Genomic DNA, 17769 nt, shown 5'->3' on the forward strand with positions numbered 1-17769 from the left:
AGCAAATTGGAAGATGAACAAGACGGCAAAGGAGGCCTCCGAGTTCGTGGCCGCCTACGCTGCCGGGCAGGCCGAGTGGGTGGTCCCCACCATTATCCTGCCTCCTTTTACCGCCCTCCCTGCGGTCGCTTCCGCCTGTTTGCAGACCGGATTTCCCCGCCAAAGGCTTGCATATGGCGCTCAAAATTTCTATTTTGAGGTTTCTGGAGCCTTTACGGGGGAAGTCTCGGCGGACATGCTCCTCGAACACGGCTGCCGCTATGTTCTGTGCGGACATAGTGAACGGCGGCACGTTTTCGGTGAGAGTGATGCCTTAATCGGCAAGAAGGTCGCCCGTGCCATCGAAAAGGACCTGCTGCCGATTTTCTGTATCGGCGAAACCCTCGCCGAGAGGCAGGGAGGCATCCTCAAGACGGTCCTGACCCGCCAGATCACAGAAGGTCTGGCCAACGTCTCCGCCGATAAGTTCTCCAAGGTGATTGTGGCTTACGAACCCGTTTGGGCCATTGGCACCGGGGTGGTGGCCACGGTCGAGCAGGCGGAAGAAGCGCACGGCTATGTCCGCGAATGCCTCGTCAGCGCCTTCGGTCAGGCTGCCGGGCGTGTGCCGGTCCTCTACGGCGGCAGCGTCACTCCCGATAATGTGTTTTCTCTGGTGTCCCGTCCGGGAATCGATGGCGCTCTGGTGGGCGGCGCAAGCCTGAAAGTCGAAAATCTGCTGGCCCTGCACACGGCCTGTGTCAAGGCCGCCAAGCAGAAGGACGTCTCGCCCGCGTAATCATGAATTAGGAAATGAGAAATAGAGACAGGAATGAAGACGGCTTCCTTTCTGCTTTCTGTTTTCTGCTTTTTGCTTTTCCAAGGAGTAAGATGTTTTACGGAATTCTGATCGTCCTGCAGATGATCATCTCGATCCTGCTGGTAGTTTCGATTCTGCTGCAAAGCTCGAAGGGCGGCGGCTTGGCGGGTATCGCGGGTGGCGCGATGTCCTCGTCCCTGTTCGGTGGACGCACCGCGGCCAGCTTCCTGTCGAAAGCAACGGCAATTATGGCAGCGGTGTTCATGCTGAACTGCCTCGGTATGGCGGTCCTCTCCACCACCACCACGGCTCCCACGTCCGTTACTCAGCAGGCTGCCCAGCAGGCGAATCCCGCGAACAGCCCCGTGCCGACCGTTCCGCCTGCCGGCGGTGAGCCCGCTGGTGGCGACAACGCCGCCCCGGTCATCCCGACCCCGGAACCCGCACGCTAAGGACAAATAGGAAATCGGAAATTCGAAATAGGAAAGAAGAGATTTGCATTTTCCTATTTCCTATTTCACATTTCCTGTTTTGACTTCGATCTTTCCCCGCCCGAGTGGTGAAATTGGTAGACACACTATCTTGAGGGGGTAGCGCCGCAAGGCATCCCGGTTCGAATCCGGGCTCGGGCACACGTTCATTTTTTCCAGACGACCTTGCCAAACGCAAGGTCGTCTTTTTTATGCTTGCCCATCCAAGCCCTCTCCCGAACATGCATAAGAAGTTATGATTTATTGAATTTTTATATGCATTCGCATGTTTTTCCCATTGGCTTAGTGGTGATAATTATACTGGTGGTGTAATATTTATAATTTGCGAGAGGCACGGTGAATCGCGACTCAAGCGTCCGATATAGTCAAAAGATTCAACCTTGACGATCCATAAAATGTAAGTCGATGAAGCACGATCCGAATGTCATAGCGAGAGGCATATAGAGACTGACTTATCTAAAAGATGTCCCCTTGTCCAAAAGCTCCGGTTTATCTTGCAGGTGCGATTTTTTCCAGTTGCTCTCGCTGTCTTGATTCTTAATACGTCAAGGTATAGATTGGATACAACAATACCATCGCCACTGCGGGGCGGGAGGAGCGCGCTACACACCAGGGGAATTAGAAAGGAATTGGATGAAATTGTGGACTGTACTGGTCCTGGCGATGCTGTGTACTGCACAAGCCTTTAGCGAGCCTGCACCGCGCACGCCCGACACACGCCCACAGGGGAATTTACCCTCCCTCAACGCAACTTCAAATATCGCACCTTCTCATAGTCTGACGCCGGATCTGCCCATTACCTGGTCACAGGGTTTTCTGGCTCTCGTGCGCTCCAGCGCACCTAATGACACTATTCTGAATTGGGATGCCGGCACCGTGGAATGTCCCGGTGTGGCGTACAGCGTTTACCTGCATCCCAAAAACTTCGGACCCGAAGATATCACCCTCTGTGCTCCGGTCGAACCGGAAAGCCCCGTCTTTTCCCGCTTGACAGACTGCGAATGCTACAATTCTCTCGCTCCCTATCAGATGAGCCCGTGTAGCCTGCGCATCGAGTTCCATCCGTCATCGGATGGCACCTTTCGTGATACCATGCGGATTCAAACCGATTCCTGGAACAGCTACGGTGGCTTCGTGCGCATCCCTGTGGTCGGCAGAAGAGTATCGACCCCCGCCTCGCCGAACGTGGTGATCTCGATTCAGGGAGATGATGCCCGCTTGATCTGGAATCCGGTGCGTCTTTCCTCCGGCGGCTGCCCCACATCGGTCCCCGGTTATCTGGTTTACTACTCGCCGGACAACAACGGCGCGTACCGTCTGTTGAGCTTCACTCCCGATACCAGCTATGTGCATACGGGCGTGCTGATCAGCGAAGGCGGACTGTTTTATCAAGTCGTCGCCGGCCCCCAGCCGTAAGGATCTGCGCGCTGTCTCCCGCGCGAGGTGACAATGGAGACGACGCCGAACGAACGTAAGTAACGATGCCGGTTAAGGGACGAAAAGATCCCCGCTGCCACTGACACCGCCCGCTATGATGATCTTGAAGCCCTTGCCCTGGAGGTAAGGGCTTCTTACTCTATTTGAATTTTTGAGGATTGTAATGATAAGAAGATTTTGTATTTTGATAGCCTTGATCGTGAGTTTTGAATCTTTACCGCCCCGCGCCACGGCGGCAGAAGGAGATCATGGCGCAAACTCCGGCGGGTCCGCAGTTGTGGTAACTCCCGCGGATGACGGCCGGCCCGGCGAACGCCACTCGTTGGATTGGTCGCAAGGCATTCTGGCTGTGGTCCGCATGTCCGCGCCCAATGATCCCCTCTACAATTGGAATGCCGGCGTCGTCGAGTGCCCGCAAACCGTCACCAGCGACGCCTTTCACCTGAAAAATTTCGGCACCGAATCCATCACGGTGAGCTGTCCGATTCTGATGCACCATAACGGTTTTTCCCGCAACACCAATTGTCCGTGTTCCGGTACGCTGGCTCCCGGCCAGGTTGGATCGTGTAGTTTTACCGTCACCTTTAATTCGACGACGGACGGCACCCTCCGCGATACCCTGCGCATTCAAACCAATGCATGGAACAGCTACGGCGGGTTTGTGCGCATTCCCCTCGCCGGAACCTGTGTAGCCACGCCGCCCGAAACCCGTGTGGTCATCGAGCCGCAGGATGCCGATGTGCGTCTCGCGTGGAATCCCGTCATTCAGTCCGTGCTCGGATGCTCGCTGCCGGACATTCGCTACCGCATCTATTCCGCTCCAGCCGTGAATGGAGCCTTTACGTATCTTGCGTCCACCGCCGATACTCATTACGTGCATCTCGATGCCGCGTCACACAGCGAACAGATCTACTACCGTGTGACCGTCCAAACGCCCTGAGGATTCGGCAGCCTACGAATATTATTCGGGAGATCGCCGGCACCCGCTCCAACGTACATCGCTCGCGCGCAGTCAATTCCGGAGTTGACCAGTACATGCAAACCGCCTCTGCGGGGCGCGAGGTCGTAAGACAGGATGGCAAATACCCCTATGGAAGGAGCATGATGAAAACGCTTGTTCGCTGGATTGTTGTTTGGATGTGTGCAGTGTTCTGGATCGCTTATCCTGCGGAGTTGCCGGTCACGCCCGACCGGACAGAGTCGCAGTCGCCTATTCAATGGTCTCGGGGCGTTCTGGCGCTGGTGCGGATGAGCGCGCCGGATGTCCCCGTCTATGCGTGGAATGCCGGTTCGGTGGAATGCTCGCAGGCGACGCCGGGCGAGACCCTCTACCTGAAAAACTTCGGCACCGAGCAGATCGATATTACCAGCCCGCCCCTGCTGGCAGAGGCCAGTGTCTTCTCCCGTATCACCACCTGCCCCTGCACCGGTGTGCTCAATCCCGGTCAGATTAACTCGTGCAGCCTGACCCTCTCCTTCAGCCCCTCCGGCAACGGTATCTTCAACGACACCCTGCGCGTTCAAACCAATGCTTGGAACAGCTATGGCGGGTTTGTGCGCTTTCCCTTGTCCGGTATCAGTGTCACCACCCCCGCCGCGCCCCAGGTGGTCGTGCAGGTGTTGAATAATGATGTGCACCTGCAATGGGCTCCGGTCACGCGCTCCGTCCTGGGATGTCTGCTGACGCCGTCCGATTATCAGGTCTTCTCTTCAGACAACGCCAGCGGACCTTTCCAATTGCAGGGCGCTACTTCAGGCCCTGAGTTTGATCTGCATGATGTCTTTCAGAACAACAGCATGCTCTATTTTATGGTCGAGGCACGCGCCAACTGACCCCCGGCACCATAGAAATCAGTAAAGTCAGAATCGAGCAGCGGACCTTCATGGTCCGCTGCTTTTTTTTGGGTTCTGCCCGCATCCTCCGTCAGGCGGCAAATCTTTCCTTTTGCGCAGACATCTCGATCCCACATGTAGCTTAAGTTGCTGTTAATGTGTTATGGCATATGGCTTGCTTCGTGAAAGATGGACAAAAGGTTCAACTTGTTATGCGATTTTCCTTTAAGCTGTTAATCATCTTGCTCTTCGCCGCTGCGGCTCGGGCACAAGTCTGGCCGGACGGCGCGGTGTGCAACCCGGAAGCGGGCTTGCCGTGCTCCCGGGCCGGGCAACTTCGCGTCAAGTTGGCAGGCGCGCTCATGCGTAGTGAACACTGGCGCGACAGCCGCTCACGCTTCGGCATGGAAATCGGCCTTGGCTATGGCATTGGCCTGTCCCTCGAGAGTTCCACCCGGGATCTGCGCGGCTTCGGCGCTTTCGAAAAGGGCCTCCAGGACACGCGTCTTGGTTTGTCTCTCTGGCCCTCTTTCTCGCCGCGCCTGGCCGCGGGAATCAATGGCTTTTTGAGCCTTCCCACAGGTTTCCGCAAATCTCAGCTCTATCACGATACCGAACTGGATACCACCTTCCGGATGCCCGCGCTGAGTCTGAAACAGTCCGCCGGAGAACTTTACACCGGCGCGGTCTGGACGCTCGGTCCCGTCGCTGACCTGCATCTGTTCGGCGGATATTTCTGCACCTCCGACCGCACCGGGCAAGCCTTCCGCTGGGGCCTCGGCACCACGCTCTCGCCGTTCGGAGAAACCTGCCGTGCCGAGCTAAACTACAGCCGCTCCATTACCCGCACAGGTATTTTTCCCAACACGGAAACGCTCGAAGCCGCACTCCCATTTGAAACAGGCTGGGGAGTAACTCTCAGTCCCGGCATGTGGGCCGATCTTGATGACGAGCCGATGTACGGCGTCTCGCTCGGCCTGCACTTCGAAACAACGATTCCCGGAATAGAAACCGTCAAACCTCCCCGCGTGATCATCTCGCCCCCCCGGCTTGCCGGAGTGGTGTTGGTGGCCTCACCGGTGACCGATATTGTCCTGGCCGATGGCCGTGAACTCTGGCAGAGCATTCAGGATGGCGTGCGTCCCACCTTTGATGATGTCAAACCGCTGAGCACGCTGGATATTCCCGGCCTGCCCTTCACGGATCGCACCGAAGAGACCGTGCGCCAGACCGTGCGTGCCTTGGCCCAATCCCATCCCGAGGCGGACTGGCTGCTGATTACCCGCGTGATTCGTGAGGATGTCTCGCGCCAGAATAACTCCTCGCTTCCGCTGGTGGTATCCCGCCCGCTGTGGGCGGCGCAGTGCAAACTGAAAGTGCTGCTCATCGACCTGCGCGGCGAGAAAACCCGCAATTCCGAGATCATTGAAGGCCGTGCATCCAAAAAGGACTTTCCCCAGCTTGCGGTGCTGTCTCCGTCCGATGATGCCGTGCTGAGCATGAAAGCCAGCCGCCAGCTCACCTTCGAAGCCTACCGCAACGCCGGTCACCAGATCGCCCTCCAACTGCTGGGGGAGAAGTAGCATGAAATCAAAAACCAAAACAGCATATCAGAATAACCGCCGCGCCGCATTTCTGCTCTTTGCTTTCTGCTTTCTGCTTTTCTTCTCGGCCTGCACCTCTCCCAAAACCGAGCACAACCCGGTTTTACAGCCGGAAATTACGCTATTGGTTGAGGCCCAGCCGCAAACCGTTCCCGCCGACGGCTCCAGCCGCATGGTGGTCTTTGTGGAACTGCGGCACGGCAGCGATGCCGTCGCCGATTCCACCGAGATTATTCTGCTGAACACCAAGGGCACACTCGGCAAAGGAATCTTGTACACCCATTCCGGCGCGGCGCTCGACACCCTGACCAGTGATACTACCTCCGGCGCGGGCTGGCTGATTGCCTGTGCCGAGGGCCTGCGCGACTCCGCCGCCATCATCTTCACGGCAAGGCCATGACTGCCGCAAAAGCCAAAAACCCAAAAAGCCAGAAGGCCAAAAGCAGAAGTCCCCGTCGCTTCCTTCACTCCGTAGGGAGATGGTGTGGATGGGGTTTCAGCTTTTCAGCATTTCAGCTTTTCAGCTTTTTTCTTATCGGCTGCGGCAGCACCGGATCCGACAATCCCGCCGCGCCGCACAATGGTCCCGAGACCTTTCGCATCACCTATTGCCGCGTGGTAGACAACGGCAGCGATATGCACGTGCAATGGAGCGCGTCACGCCCCACCTCCGGCGATTTCCGCTATGGCGGCACCAATTTCAATCATCTGGTGCGTGATACCGTCCGTGCCGACTCCCACGATGTGGCTCTGACCGGCCTGCGCGATTCCACTCAGTATATTTTCGAACTGACCGTCCGCGACAGCGTCAATGATTCTCTGACCTCCATCGGCACCTTCACCACGCCGGTCTTCGTCATCGCGCCGCTGCAGATCAGCGGCCTCACCATCACCGAGATCACGGAATCTTCCGCCCGGATCCGCTGGCAGACCAACATCGCGGCCAACACCGTGCTCTATTATGGACGGACCCTGCTGGCCGACTCACTGGTCAATGATTCTCTCGTCCTGCATCACGACGTTCTGCTGTCCGGTCTGAATCCATCGTCCACCTATCACGTCCGCCCCGAGTCCGCCGACAGCACCCATCAGCGCGGGATCGGCGCGGACACGCTCTTCGCCACGGTCATTCAAATGCTGGTCGGTTTCCCCGACACTACCGTGGCCTTGGGTGACAGTCTGCGGCTGCCCATCTTTGTGGAAGACGCCGAGGATCTTGCCGCCATGCACATCGGTCTGTCCTTTACTCCCGGCAGCATCGAAGTGCTCTCCATCGAGGAAGGCCCGTTCTATTCGCAGCATGACGGTTTCATCTTCTTCAGCGACATCCATAACAGCGGCGGTCAGGCCTTTGGAGACCTGACGTGGAATATCCTGTATGCCGACAGTCAGCGCGCCGGAACCGATGCCGATGGCGCGGGCGTTGTGGCCTTTGTCAAGCTGCGCGCTCTAAGCGCAGGTGACGCGCACTTCTCCTTTGTCCGCGACAGCTCCTTTGCCCTTGATGCCTTTGCCGTGCAGCGCCGCTTCGGCCTGCAAACCGGATCGGTCCAGGTCACTCCATGAGCAGGATTCACCGCACCTATCTGATGGCAGGACTGATCCTGCTCTGCGCCGCCGCACTGGCCGCCGCGCCCACCTACCGCTCTTTCATCGAATGGAACGGGCCGTATTATCATGTGCGGCACTCCACCGGCGCGGACAGCAGCGACGACATCAGCTATGCGGTGAACAATCCGCTGCCACTCTACAGCCTGCCCTTTTCCTCGCCGGCAGCGGTGGCGCTCTATGGCACGCTGCTCTCCCAGACCGCGTTCATCGTCGATCATGATCACAGCCGCGTGCAGGTCTTTTCCACCGGCGCCGACTGGCGCGTAGAATCCCTGACCTACAATGCTTCGGCAGCGGCGGGATATTTTGGCGGGCGCACCCTGTCCTTCGGTCGCGGCGAACTGCTTGCGGCCAGCGAACGGATTCTTATCAACAACGGCCTCTTCACCCGTGTGAATTCGCTGGCCGGGTATGCCGCAACCGATTCCGTGTACACCATGGTCTATACCGGGTTGCCCGGCGACGGCGGCGTGGCCACCTTGCCTTCCGGCTGGAATCTCGGCGCGTCCGACTCCGTCCGCGTCGAATATGCCTTCGCCAATCCTCCGGGCAACAGCGGCAATGGGGATATCGACTATGTGCTCAGCCAGACCTCGCCCACGGCCATTCCACTTCAACTGAATGAGACCACCTCCAACAGCGATCCCGCACTGAATGACGTCACGTCACTGGTGGTCAATCCTTCCGTGCGTACGGGCAAAGTTCTCGATCTGTATGCCGTTAACGCCCTGCCGGGCGGCGCGGGAACCCTCGCGTCCTACGACCTTTCCATCATCGGCCCCGGTGGCGCGTTCCATCATGTCGATACCTATCCCGGCGCCCTGGGCAGACCCTATGCCGTGAAAATGGTCGACACCGGCGTGAACATCCCCGGCACCATGCTTGCCGGTACGCCGTCGGGTGTGCAAAGCGCGCGGCTCTCCCTTTCTATTCGCAATGCAAGCACGTTTCTTGGACATAACTATCGCGTCGCCTTCAGCTTCGATACCACCAGCAGCATGAATCAATCCGCCGCGCCGGATAACCTCGAATCGGACATCGCGTTCGATCCGGTGCGCGGTCGCCTGCACATGGTGTTTTGCCGCGATAACGCGGTGCAGGGCACGGCCTACAGTTACAGCGACGATTATGGCCAGACATGGTCCGCCGCCGTAAGAATTTCCCCTACCACGCTGGGTGCGATTCATGACCGCCCGCGCATTGCTGTGCGCAGTACCGGCGAGGTTCACGTGGTCTATGAAGCGATAAACCTCAGCGGCCAGCGTCACCTGTACCACATCGTCTACATCGATGGAGCCGGCTGGTCCATCACGACCGAACTGACTGATGGCTTGACGCCCGGCATTGTGACGGAAAACCGCTATGCCAATCTGCTGGTGGATCCGCTCACCGATGATGTGCATCTGATCTGGGCAGGAGACGATGACGTCTATCATCAGGTCTACACCACGTCCTGGAGTGGCCCCACGCTGGTCGCCAGTGGTGCCGGCAGCGGGTTTTCGGCGCCTCACGCCGTAATGGATGGCAGTGGTGATATTCATCTTGCCTTCGTCAGCGATGCCGTGCCGCCCTGTCATATCGGCTACATGACGTACAACGGCGCCGAGTGGGGAAGCAATGAAGGCGGCAGCTTTACACCGGGAAGCGTCGACGAAGTAACATCCGCCAGCGGTGTGGCCGACGACGGCGGCGGACGCGGTGAACTCTTTCCCTTCCCGCAAATCGCCATCACCGGCGACAGTGTGTGGGTCTTCTGGACCGGGCAGGGAACAGAGGTCTACGGCGTCAATTCCAGCCGCATGTTCTACAACCGCATCAGTTCACTGACCGGAAATTTCGTGCCCGGCGCGCGCACGGCGCTCGCGCCTGCCGATGACTGCGCGCCCATGCGCTTTTCCGTTGCCGTGGATGCCGATCACAACATTCGCATCGTCTATCCTTTCGGCACCGCGGTCAACCGCGAAGGCCTGCGCTGCAAAACGTGGACGTGTGCCACCAATCGCTGGACGCCCGACGTCACCGCTCCGGGCCGCTCCATCTACAATGAAGGCGCGGCGGTAACCACGTTCGCCTATGAGCCGCGCCTGATCTGCCCGCAAATCATGGGGCAGACCATGCCGATGCTCTCCTGTGCCAAGGCCTACACCACCCTCGGCGGAGGTTCGCCGCGGATTCTTTTCAAGATTCTCGATGGCATCATCACCGTAACGGACCGCAGCACGCTTTCGGAAATTAACCGCTGCCGCGTCTGGACCGGCGGCACGGCGGACACCGGGGTCATTCCCGGCCTCTCTCTGGCCGTGCGCAACAGTTCGGACGAGGTGTCCAACACCGATGACGTGAACTCTGCGGAGTTCAACGTCGGCGACTATTTCGACCTGACCGGCACAGTGCCGCAGCGGCACGATCTGCTCTTCCTGACCGACGCCGACAGCAACCGCGTGAAGATCCTCCGCGCCAACGATAATCTCGATCACTGCTTCGGCGGCGATCTGCGCTGGGATGTGCCCGGAAAATCCGACGGCACTCCGTCGCAAAGCTACCGCATAGCCACAATGGGCGGGGAAGGCACTTACCGCGTCTGGGCAGGACCCGATACATCCGCCTGGACCATCGTCAACGATCTCCTGACGACTGGACCGGATGATCGCGTCTGTGAAGTGAATCGCTACACCCGCGAAGTGCGCTTCGGCGACAACAGCCACGGAGCGATTCCTCCTGCCGGAAGCTTCATTCGCGTACGCTATGCAGAATCCGTGGACGAAGCGGAATTCGGCGGCGCGGGAAGCGGCAACAACCAGATGGTGAGCCCGCACGGCGTGGCCGCGCGCTACAACGCGGGACTGGGACATTTCGATGTCTACGTTTGCGATTCCGGCAACAGCCGCGTGGACAAGTGGTCCTACAATCCCAATCCGGCAGTGGACCCCGCGTCGTGGTCCAGTCCGGTCGTTTCATGGGGCACGGCATCGGGCGAAACGGATCTGCTCAGCGCACCGGAAGACATTTCCGTAGTGACGCTGCACAATCAAATCTATCTGGTCGTATCGGACAACGCCAACCAGCGTCTCGTGGTCTACCGCGATGATGCCGCATCCGGCAGCGGCGGCACGGCCGCGCCGGTCTATGTCACCACCATCGGCGGCGCGGGTACCAGCCTGAACGGCTTCATGGATCCGCGCGGATTAGCTTGCATGGCCGAAGACAGCGGGCTGGTAATCTATGCCGCCGATGCGCAACGCAACGAAGTCGCCAAGATCGTCCAGCGCGATTGGCTCTCAACGGGTGCGCCGGATACCAGCGGGGGCACGCAAAGTTCCGTGCTGAATCTGTCGCTGCGTGATGTCGTGGACGGCGACAGCTATCTGCTGCTGCAGCCGGGCGCGGTGCGCACCATCGAACTGCGCGTCGCCCGCTGCGATTCGCTGACTGGACTGCACATCTACGGCATGCTTCCCGATACCGCGCTGCATCTGATCGGCATCGGTGAAGGCAACCTGTGGAGCGGCGAGCGCTACACCAACCGGATTTTTCTGTACAGCAGCAACGACACGACCGGCACGTTCGAAATCAACGCCGCTATGGTGGGGGATAACGACGGCCTCAGCACCTCCGCCTCGCGAGTCGTCGCGACGCTGATCGTCCGCGCGGATTCTGCGCTGAGTGTGCCGTATTCAGGCGCCATCACCGTAAGTGACAGCTCGGATCTGAGGCGCGCAGGCAACCGGCGGATCACCGCCTATACGCGCACGGACCTGAATGTGGTCGCCGGATACCTGGCCGACATCGCCTCAGATGACGGCGACTGCGGAATGCCGCCGCGTATGATTCCGCAGCCCGATGGCCGAATCGATTTTGCCGACATCAACGCCTTTACTCAGGGCTGGAACGGCGATGGCCGGGTCTCCGATCCCTTAGCCGACATCGGGCCTTTCCTCGGCGACACGCCGCCCAATCTGGTGGCCAATCCCGATGGCCGGATGGACGCCTATGATCTGCTCGCGCTGAGCACCATGTACAACTATGACCACTCCATCTCGCCCTTCATCCTGCCGCCGCACACCAATGCGCGTGCGCTGGATGAAACACAGGCGGTCACACTGACGGCCCGGCAGGAAAGCGGTCGCTGCATCGTCGACGCGTGCGCCCATGATCTGCCCGCCTTCACCACGGCGCATATCCGCATCGAGGGCGAGGACGACATCACAACCGTGCGCTGCGGAGATCTGTTCACGGGCCAAAGCACTCTTTTCCTGCACAAACAGAACGGCAGAGCGGCGGACATCTGCCTCGGACGTCTGGACAAAGCAAACCCCTGCGTCAATGGCAGTGGCGTGCTGGCCGTCGTTGAACTGAGCGTGCCGCAAGGCGTGGCGCCCAAGGTGCGCGTGCTCTACGAACTTCGCGACAACCACAATACCATCGTCGCCTCCGGCGAAAGCGCGCTCGAAAACGCCCCGCTTCCACTGAGCTTCGGTCTCGATGCGCCGTACCCGAACCCCTTCAATGCCACCACAACCTTCACGCTGAGTCTGAATGCCGCCGGCCACTCCACGCTGAAAGTGTATAACATGCTCGGACAGGAAGCGGCCACCATTCTTAATGCCGATCTTCCGGCAGGTCTGCATCGTATAACATGGGATGCCCGCAACCAGCACGGTGTGCCCCTTTCCAGCGGCCTCTATCTGGTTCGCCTCGAATCCCCCGGCCACAGTGCCGTCAGAAAAATCGTTCTCCTGAAATAAGTTGACCTTCTCTCATCCTCCGTAGACAAAAAGCGAGGCGGCTCCTGCAGGAACCGCCTCGCTTACATCCGCCCCACGAAAACTAACCAGCACGCTCCCGCGTGCTGGATCTCCAATGCGCACCACGCGGAGCGTACTGCCCTTCGGGCTGACGGCCGGAGGCCGCCGCTAGGGTTCACTCCGGAAGGGACCGCGCGGTATTCCCGCGCTGTCCCCCCGCCGCAGGCGGCCTTGGGATCCAACGCCCCGCGTTGGGGTCAAGGGGTTACCCCTTGCCACTCGGCAATAAATACGTTCGTCTCATGCGGGGCCTTGGTCACGCCGCGATTGGAGGCAAACAACAGCCACTTGCCGTCGTAAGACCACATCGGAAAACCATCGAACACCGGCGAAGTGGTGATGCGTTCCAGTCCCGACCCGTCGGGATGGATCCGGTACAAATCGAAATTCGGCATGCCGCCTTTGCTCAGGGAGTCGCCGTAAGTCGAGGTGAAAATAATCCAATTCCCGTCCGGGCTCATATAGGGACAGAAGCTCGTCGCATGCAGATTCGTCACCTGCCGCTGATTACCGCCGTCCCGGTCCATGATCCACAATTCCAGATCCATCGGCGCCACCACCTGCTTCTGCCAGAGTTCATTCCAGCGGGAAAGCTGCGCGGTTGTGGCAGGGTGGAAGGCACGATACACAATGTGCTTTCCGTCCGGCGTAAAAAACGGCCCGCCGTCATAGCCCACGGTGTACGTCAGCCGCTTCTGCTGCGAGCCGTCGGAAGCCATCTTGTACAATTCCAGATCGCCATCCCGCGCCGACGTGAACACGATCTCTTTCCCATCGGGGCTCACCGCCGCTTCGGCGTCATATCCCGCTGTGTTCGTCAACCGCCGCAGATTCGAGCCGTCATTCTTCGCGCGGTACACATCGTAATCGAACAGTCCCCACACATAGCCCAGAGAGCGGTCGGGCTTGGGCGGGCAGGCCGGATCATGGTCCTGCGTCGAGCAGTAAATGAACTCGTCCGTCCCCGGCACAAAAAACGAACACGTGCAGGCGCCCTTGCCGGTGCTGACCATCCGCACGTTCTTACCGTCCGGATCCATCATAAAAATCTGGTCGCACTGCAAGGAGTCGCGCTTGGACTGGAACACTACACTCTTGCCATCCGGCGAAAAATAGGCTTCCGCATTCTGTCCGCCAAAGGTGAGCTGCCGCACATTCTTCAGATGGGATTCCCCCGGATATATCAGCGGCTCCCCGGCAAACGCGGGAACAACCGCCAGCAATAAGAGCAGAAATATCATGCGAATTGTCTTCTATACTTTTTTCGTGTAATCGATTTCCGAACCGAGCACGCTGTGAGGAATGGAGTAAACCACAAGCTGCATCACAGCGGCCAGCATATACCACGGGCGGCCCTTGCCCGTCCTGTCCCGCCACAACGCAATCACCCAGAACAGCATCGCAAAGGCGGTCTTGTTGTCGGTCAAATCATGTCCGAATGGCCAGCCTGTCCAGAACGCGCCAAAGGCGTACTTCTGCACAATCGGCCCGAGAATCATGCCGCCCACAAACAGCATCGCCGCCGTTTCAATCGCCATGCGCCGCGCGCGGTCGCCGTGGAACATCGCTTCCAGCCCGCAGCGCGTGCCCACCAGCATGGAAAAGAACATAAAGAAAATATGCGGATGCAGAATATAGAACGGCACCGCGCCCTTGAATCGCAGCACCACCGGAGCGGCGGTCAGCGCGGTCTTTCTCCCTTCCCCATCCATTAAATTGACCGAGTACATCATCTTGCCCGCTGGCGGCTGTTCCGGCAGTGCGCCCACCAAATCATCGCCCACGCGCTGCATTGGGGACGTGGTCCATTCGTCGTTGCTCTTATAGCGCTTATAGGTCAATTCGCCCGTCACCGTGCGGTCCAGCACCGGAATGGTAATCATCGCATCCGCCGTGGCGTCGGCGCTGCGCAGCAATTTGTACTTAATGCTGCTGGAGCCCACCGTCACCCGCCCCCGCACCGGATAGGTAGGTCCGGTCCCCCGCTGATAAATCGCCGCCGCTAAGGTAATGATCGTCGCCACGATCCACAACCAAACCGAAGTCTTCAGAGAAAGTCGCTTCATAAATCCCAAATGCTGAACTGTTGAAAATCCGAAAAGGCTGAAAAATGCGCGACGATCATCCTCCGCTGCGTAGGGGAGGGGTAAGCGGCACGCTTCCACACGCTGAACACCGTCACCCGCGCAACCCTCCCGCTCACCCCGTACCCGCCGCGCGGGGTGTCCTTACCCCGCGCGCTGCACATTCATGAGGCCGACGTGAAAATCGCTAATATCTTGCCGACCCTTGCAGCACCGCCTTGGTCTGCTTCTCGTCCTTGCCGCGAAGGTACGTGATGTCCACCGTGTCGCCCGGCGCGTAAATCCGCAACGCGTTCATCAAATCGTAAATGTTGCCGATGTTGACCTTCCCCATGCGGATCACCAGGTCCCCCTTCGTCAATCCCGCCTTCGCCGCGGAACCTTCCGGCTTGGCATCGCCAATCAGATACCCCTTCAAGGAATCCGGCTGCGAAAAATCGGGCACGCTGCCCAGCGACGACCGCAAACGCCCGCCGCCACTCTCCTTGGGAGCGTCGGAAGTCTTGACAAACGTCAGCGCCGGAGTATACCCGTCAATCGCCCGCACGATATTGTCCGTCAGGTGCACGATTGTGGCCATGCCCGGAAAATTGATCTTGTCCACGTCATCGCTGGACTTATGATAATCCTCATGCGCGCCGGTAAAGAAAAACAGCACCGGCTTGTCCGCCATGAAGAAGCTCATGTGATCCGATGGCCCGTAGCCGTCGCCCTTGCACGTCACCTGAATATCAAGTCCCTTGCTTGCCGCCGTCACCAGGCTGTCGAACTCCTTGGCCGTTCCCCCGCCCAGAATGGTGAACTTCTTGTCGCGCATTCTGCCCACCATGTCGAGGTTCAGCATCGCGCGCACATGCGAAATCCCGCCGGGAAAATCCTTCACCAGATGCCCCGACCCTACCAGTCCAACCTCTTCTCCGGTAAATGAACAAATCATCACGGTTTCGCGCACCGGATGGGCCTTCAGTAGCCGCGCAGTTTCAATGATCGAAGACACGCCGCTGGCATTGTCGTCCGCCCCATTGTGGATCTTGCCCGGCTTCGGATCCAGGCTGCCGCTCTGGCCGTAACCCAGGTGGTCATAATGCGCGCCGATCACGATCACCGACGTATCGCCCTTCAAAATCCCCGCCACGTTCTTGACGTGCACGGTCTTGCGCGTCAAATCGGTGGTCATCGTAACCTGCATGGTGTCCAGGTCAATGCTGCGCGGCTCCGACTTAGCGTCGATCAGCTTCTGAATCGTCTCCAGATCGAACTTGGGAAAGATCTTTGCCAGCCCTTCGCGCGTGAGGCGCACGGCCGGAATGCCGCAGTCCACGTACGGTTCGTCTGTGCGCGGCATGTCCAGAACTTCTTTCTCCTTGTCGGCGTAGATCGGCCCTTCCACGATCAACAGGGCGGTCGCGCCCTTCAGTTTGGCATTGCCGACCTTGGCCCGTAAACCGGAATGTGCCGTGTAGTTGAGCCCTTCGAACTTGGAGGTCGAATCGAATTCGCCGGGCTCACCTGTGAAGCAAAGCACAATCTTGCCGGTTGCATCAATGTGCGCGAAATCATCATAGTTGTATTCCGGTGCAATAATGCCGTACCCGGCAAAGACCACCGTTCCCGTTACACTGGCGGCGGCGGAAAAACCGAGAGGCATAAAGCCCGAGGCCGTGTCCAGTTTGACCGTACCTGCCGTGAGTGTGTTGTTGGGGCCGAGTTTGACGCCCCAACCCATGTCGAATACTTGGAAATAACTGCCGTCAAACGCCGGTGCCAGGCCGATAGTCTTGAACTGCTCGGCAATATAATCGGCGGACTGGTCCAGTCCCTTGGTGCCAATACCGCGGCCCTCCCGGGCATCCGCCGCAAGGAAGTTCTCATGCTGCCGCAGATTGGCTTCAATGTCATCGCTCTTCGCGGCACAAACAGAGGCCAGCAGGACAACGCTCAGCGCGGCCCGCAAAAAATGTGAGATCATGCTTTAATCGCTACGGTTGTTTGGGAAGTGAATTGACCAATTTGGCAAGGTTTTCCGAGACTTGCAAGTCATTTGCCAAAGTGAAGGAAATTTGTATATTGCGGGCGTGAGTTTGCGGATAAACCAGACAAGCCGCCTATGACCGTACCTATCCGGCGAAGAGCCGATTTTCGCGATAATCCGATTCTTTTTGTGGAACTTGCCCATGAATGGGCAGCGGGCGGGCCGAGGCCGGAGCCCCAGTATGAGGCGTGGTTGCGCGAGCTGCCGCGCCCTATTATTTCCAAACCTGCCCTTGCCCGCGAGGCCCTCTGGGGAACCCTGTCCTATCCCCAGCGTGCCCAGTCGCTCGAGTGGCTGGACAGCGTCGGCCTCCTGCAGGAAATTCTTCCGGTGTGGGACGGCGATCCCCTGAGACGGGCATTGCGTTTGCAGGCTGCAGATGAAGTGCGGCGTGAACGCTGGTCCGGCGGACTTTCCGACACAGCCTTTGACTGGCTGAGCGTCTATCAGGATCAAAGAGTGGATGGCCGTCTCGGCGGCTGGGCCATGAGCGGCCTTACAACCCTGCTGCTCATCGGCGATAATCCGCCGGACATCCATGCGGCGCGCGTTGCCGCGGATCTGAAAACCCTCGGCGCCAATGATGGCGAACGTGAGCGCGTGCTTACGGCGATTCGTGAGGCCCCGGAACTCTTCCGGACCATCACCACCTGTTCGACCCCCGCCCGCACCTTCAGCCCCACCGTCATCGTGGCCGTGCTCTCCAGTTTGATGATCGAACCCGACATCAGCGAGGAAACCATGCACCGCTGGATTACCTGCGCCGACCGCCTGCTGACCCGCTATGCCGCCCCCGACCACGCCCCCGGACGGCTGCGCTAAGCGCGCAAGAGTCACTTTCCCGCACCCTCCGGCCACAACGCGTTACTACCCCGCCCCCTCTGGGTGCGGATGAAAAACTGAATTTCTTATCCTTGCGTGCCTCGTCTCTATCCTTCGCGGCGGCAGGGCTCTTCAGTTTTGCCCTGCCCTGCTTGGCATTCCCGTCACCAAGCCATTCGACCTCCGCCGACGGGGATCAAAGGGGTTCGCATCTCCCCCCGTTCACGGGGGGATTCAGGGGGGCGCTCGGG

The 17769-nt window shown here is 59.1% G+C and carries 13 protein-coding genes and 1 tRNA gene; 11 read left to right on the forward strand and 3 right to left on the reverse strand.

The annotated features are described in order from the left end of the window. Positions 1-13: 13 nt before the first annotated feature. The 10 genes from tpiA to VGL38_07210 all read left to right on the forward strand — a co-directional run bounded on the left by tpiA (position 14) and on the right by VGL38_07210 (position 12520). Positions 14-778 carry a triose-phosphate isomerase gene (gene tpiA, locus VGL38_07165; GenBank protein HEY3295201.1) on the forward strand — a complete coding sequence of 255 codons (765 nt, stop codon included), beginning with the start codon at positions 14-16 and terminating at the stop codon, positions 776-778. Between the two features lie 92 nt (positions 779-870). Further along, positions 871-1251 (forward strand): preprotein translocase subunit SecG, encoded by a 381-nt coding sequence (gene secG, locus VGL38_07170; GenBank protein HEY3295202.1) that lies wholly within the window; start codon positions 871-873, stop codon positions 1249-1251. A 98-nt stretch (positions 1252-1349) separates the two neighbouring features. Continuing rightward, positions 1350-1431 (forward strand) — tRNA-Leu (locus tag VGL38_07175). Between the two features lie 492 nt (positions 1432-1923). Further along, positions 1924-2706, forward strand: a complete 783-nt coding sequence (locus tag VGL38_07180; GenBank protein HEY3295203.1) for a hypothetical protein — start codon at positions 1924-1926, stop codon at positions 2704-2706. Between the two features lie 220 nt (positions 2707-2926). Then, positions 2927-3667, forward strand: a complete 741-nt coding sequence (locus tag VGL38_07185) for a hypothetical protein (GenBank protein ID HEY3295204.1) — start codon at positions 2927-2929, stop codon at positions 3665-3667. Positions 3668-3828: 161 nt separating this feature from the next. Further along, positions 3829-4560 carry a hypothetical protein gene (locus VGL38_07190; GenBank protein HEY3295205.1) on the forward strand — a complete coding sequence of 244 codons (732 nt, stop codon included), beginning with the start codon at positions 3829-3831 and terminating at the stop codon, positions 4558-4560. 212 nt (positions 4561-4772) lie between these two features. Next, on the forward strand, positions 4773-6143 hold the full coding sequence (locus VGL38_07195; GenBank protein ID HEY3295206.1) for a hypothetical protein: 1371 nt from the start codon (positions 4773-4775) through the stop codon (positions 6141-6143). Between the two features lies 1 nt (position 6144). Further along, on the forward strand, positions 6145-6564 hold the full coding sequence (locus tag VGL38_07200; protein ID HEY3295207.1) for a hypothetical protein: 420 nt from the start codon (positions 6145-6147) through the stop codon (positions 6562-6564). Continuing rightward, entirely contained in the window at positions 6561-7730 is a 1170-nt protein-coding gene (locus tag VGL38_07205) for a hypothetical protein (GenBank protein ID HEY3295208.1), read from the forward strand. The genes VGL38_07200 and VGL38_07205 overlap by 4 nt, the downstream gene beginning before the upstream one ends. Beyond that, entirely contained in the window at positions 7727-12520 is a 4794-nt protein-coding gene (locus VGL38_07210; protein HEY3295209.1) for a T9SS type A sorting domain-containing protein, read from the forward strand. The genes VGL38_07205 and VGL38_07210 overlap by 4 nt, the downstream gene beginning before the upstream one ends. A 257-nt stretch (positions 12521-12777) precedes the next feature. Here VGL38_07210 and VGL38_07215 read toward each other — a convergent pair whose 3' ends face one another. The 3 genes from VGL38_07215 to VGL38_07225 all read right to left on the reverse strand — a co-directional run bounded on the left by VGL38_07215 (position 12778) and on the right by VGL38_07225 (position 16633). After that, complete coding sequence (locus VGL38_07215) at positions 12778-13821, reverse strand: hypothetical protein (protein HEY3295210.1); 1044 nt, start codon at positions 13819-13821, stop codon at positions 12778-12780. 12 nt (positions 13822-13833) lie between these two features. Beyond that, positions 13834-14646: a hypothetical protein gene (locus tag VGL38_07220; GenBank protein HEY3295211.1), complete on the reverse strand. Its 813-nt coding sequence runs from the start codon at positions 14644-14646 to the stop codon at positions 13834-13836. A gap of 205 nt (positions 14647-14851) precedes the next feature. Next, a complete protein-coding gene (locus VGL38_07225; GenBank protein HEY3295212.1) occupies positions 14852-16633 on the reverse strand; it encodes a M28 family peptidase in 1782 nt (593 codons plus the stop codon). Positions 16634-16771: 138 nt separating this feature from the next. Between VGL38_07225 and VGL38_07230 the strand changes: the two genes are divergently transcribed. Continuing rightward, entirely contained in the window at positions 16772-17518 is a 747-nt protein-coding gene (locus VGL38_07230) for a hypothetical protein (GenBank protein ID HEY3295213.1), read from the forward strand. Positions 17519-17769: the final 251 nt, after the last annotated feature.

The organism is bacterium, from assembly GCA_036504735.1.
Lineage (GTDB): Bacteria > Electryoneota > RPQS01 > RPQS01 > RPQS01 > DASXUQ01.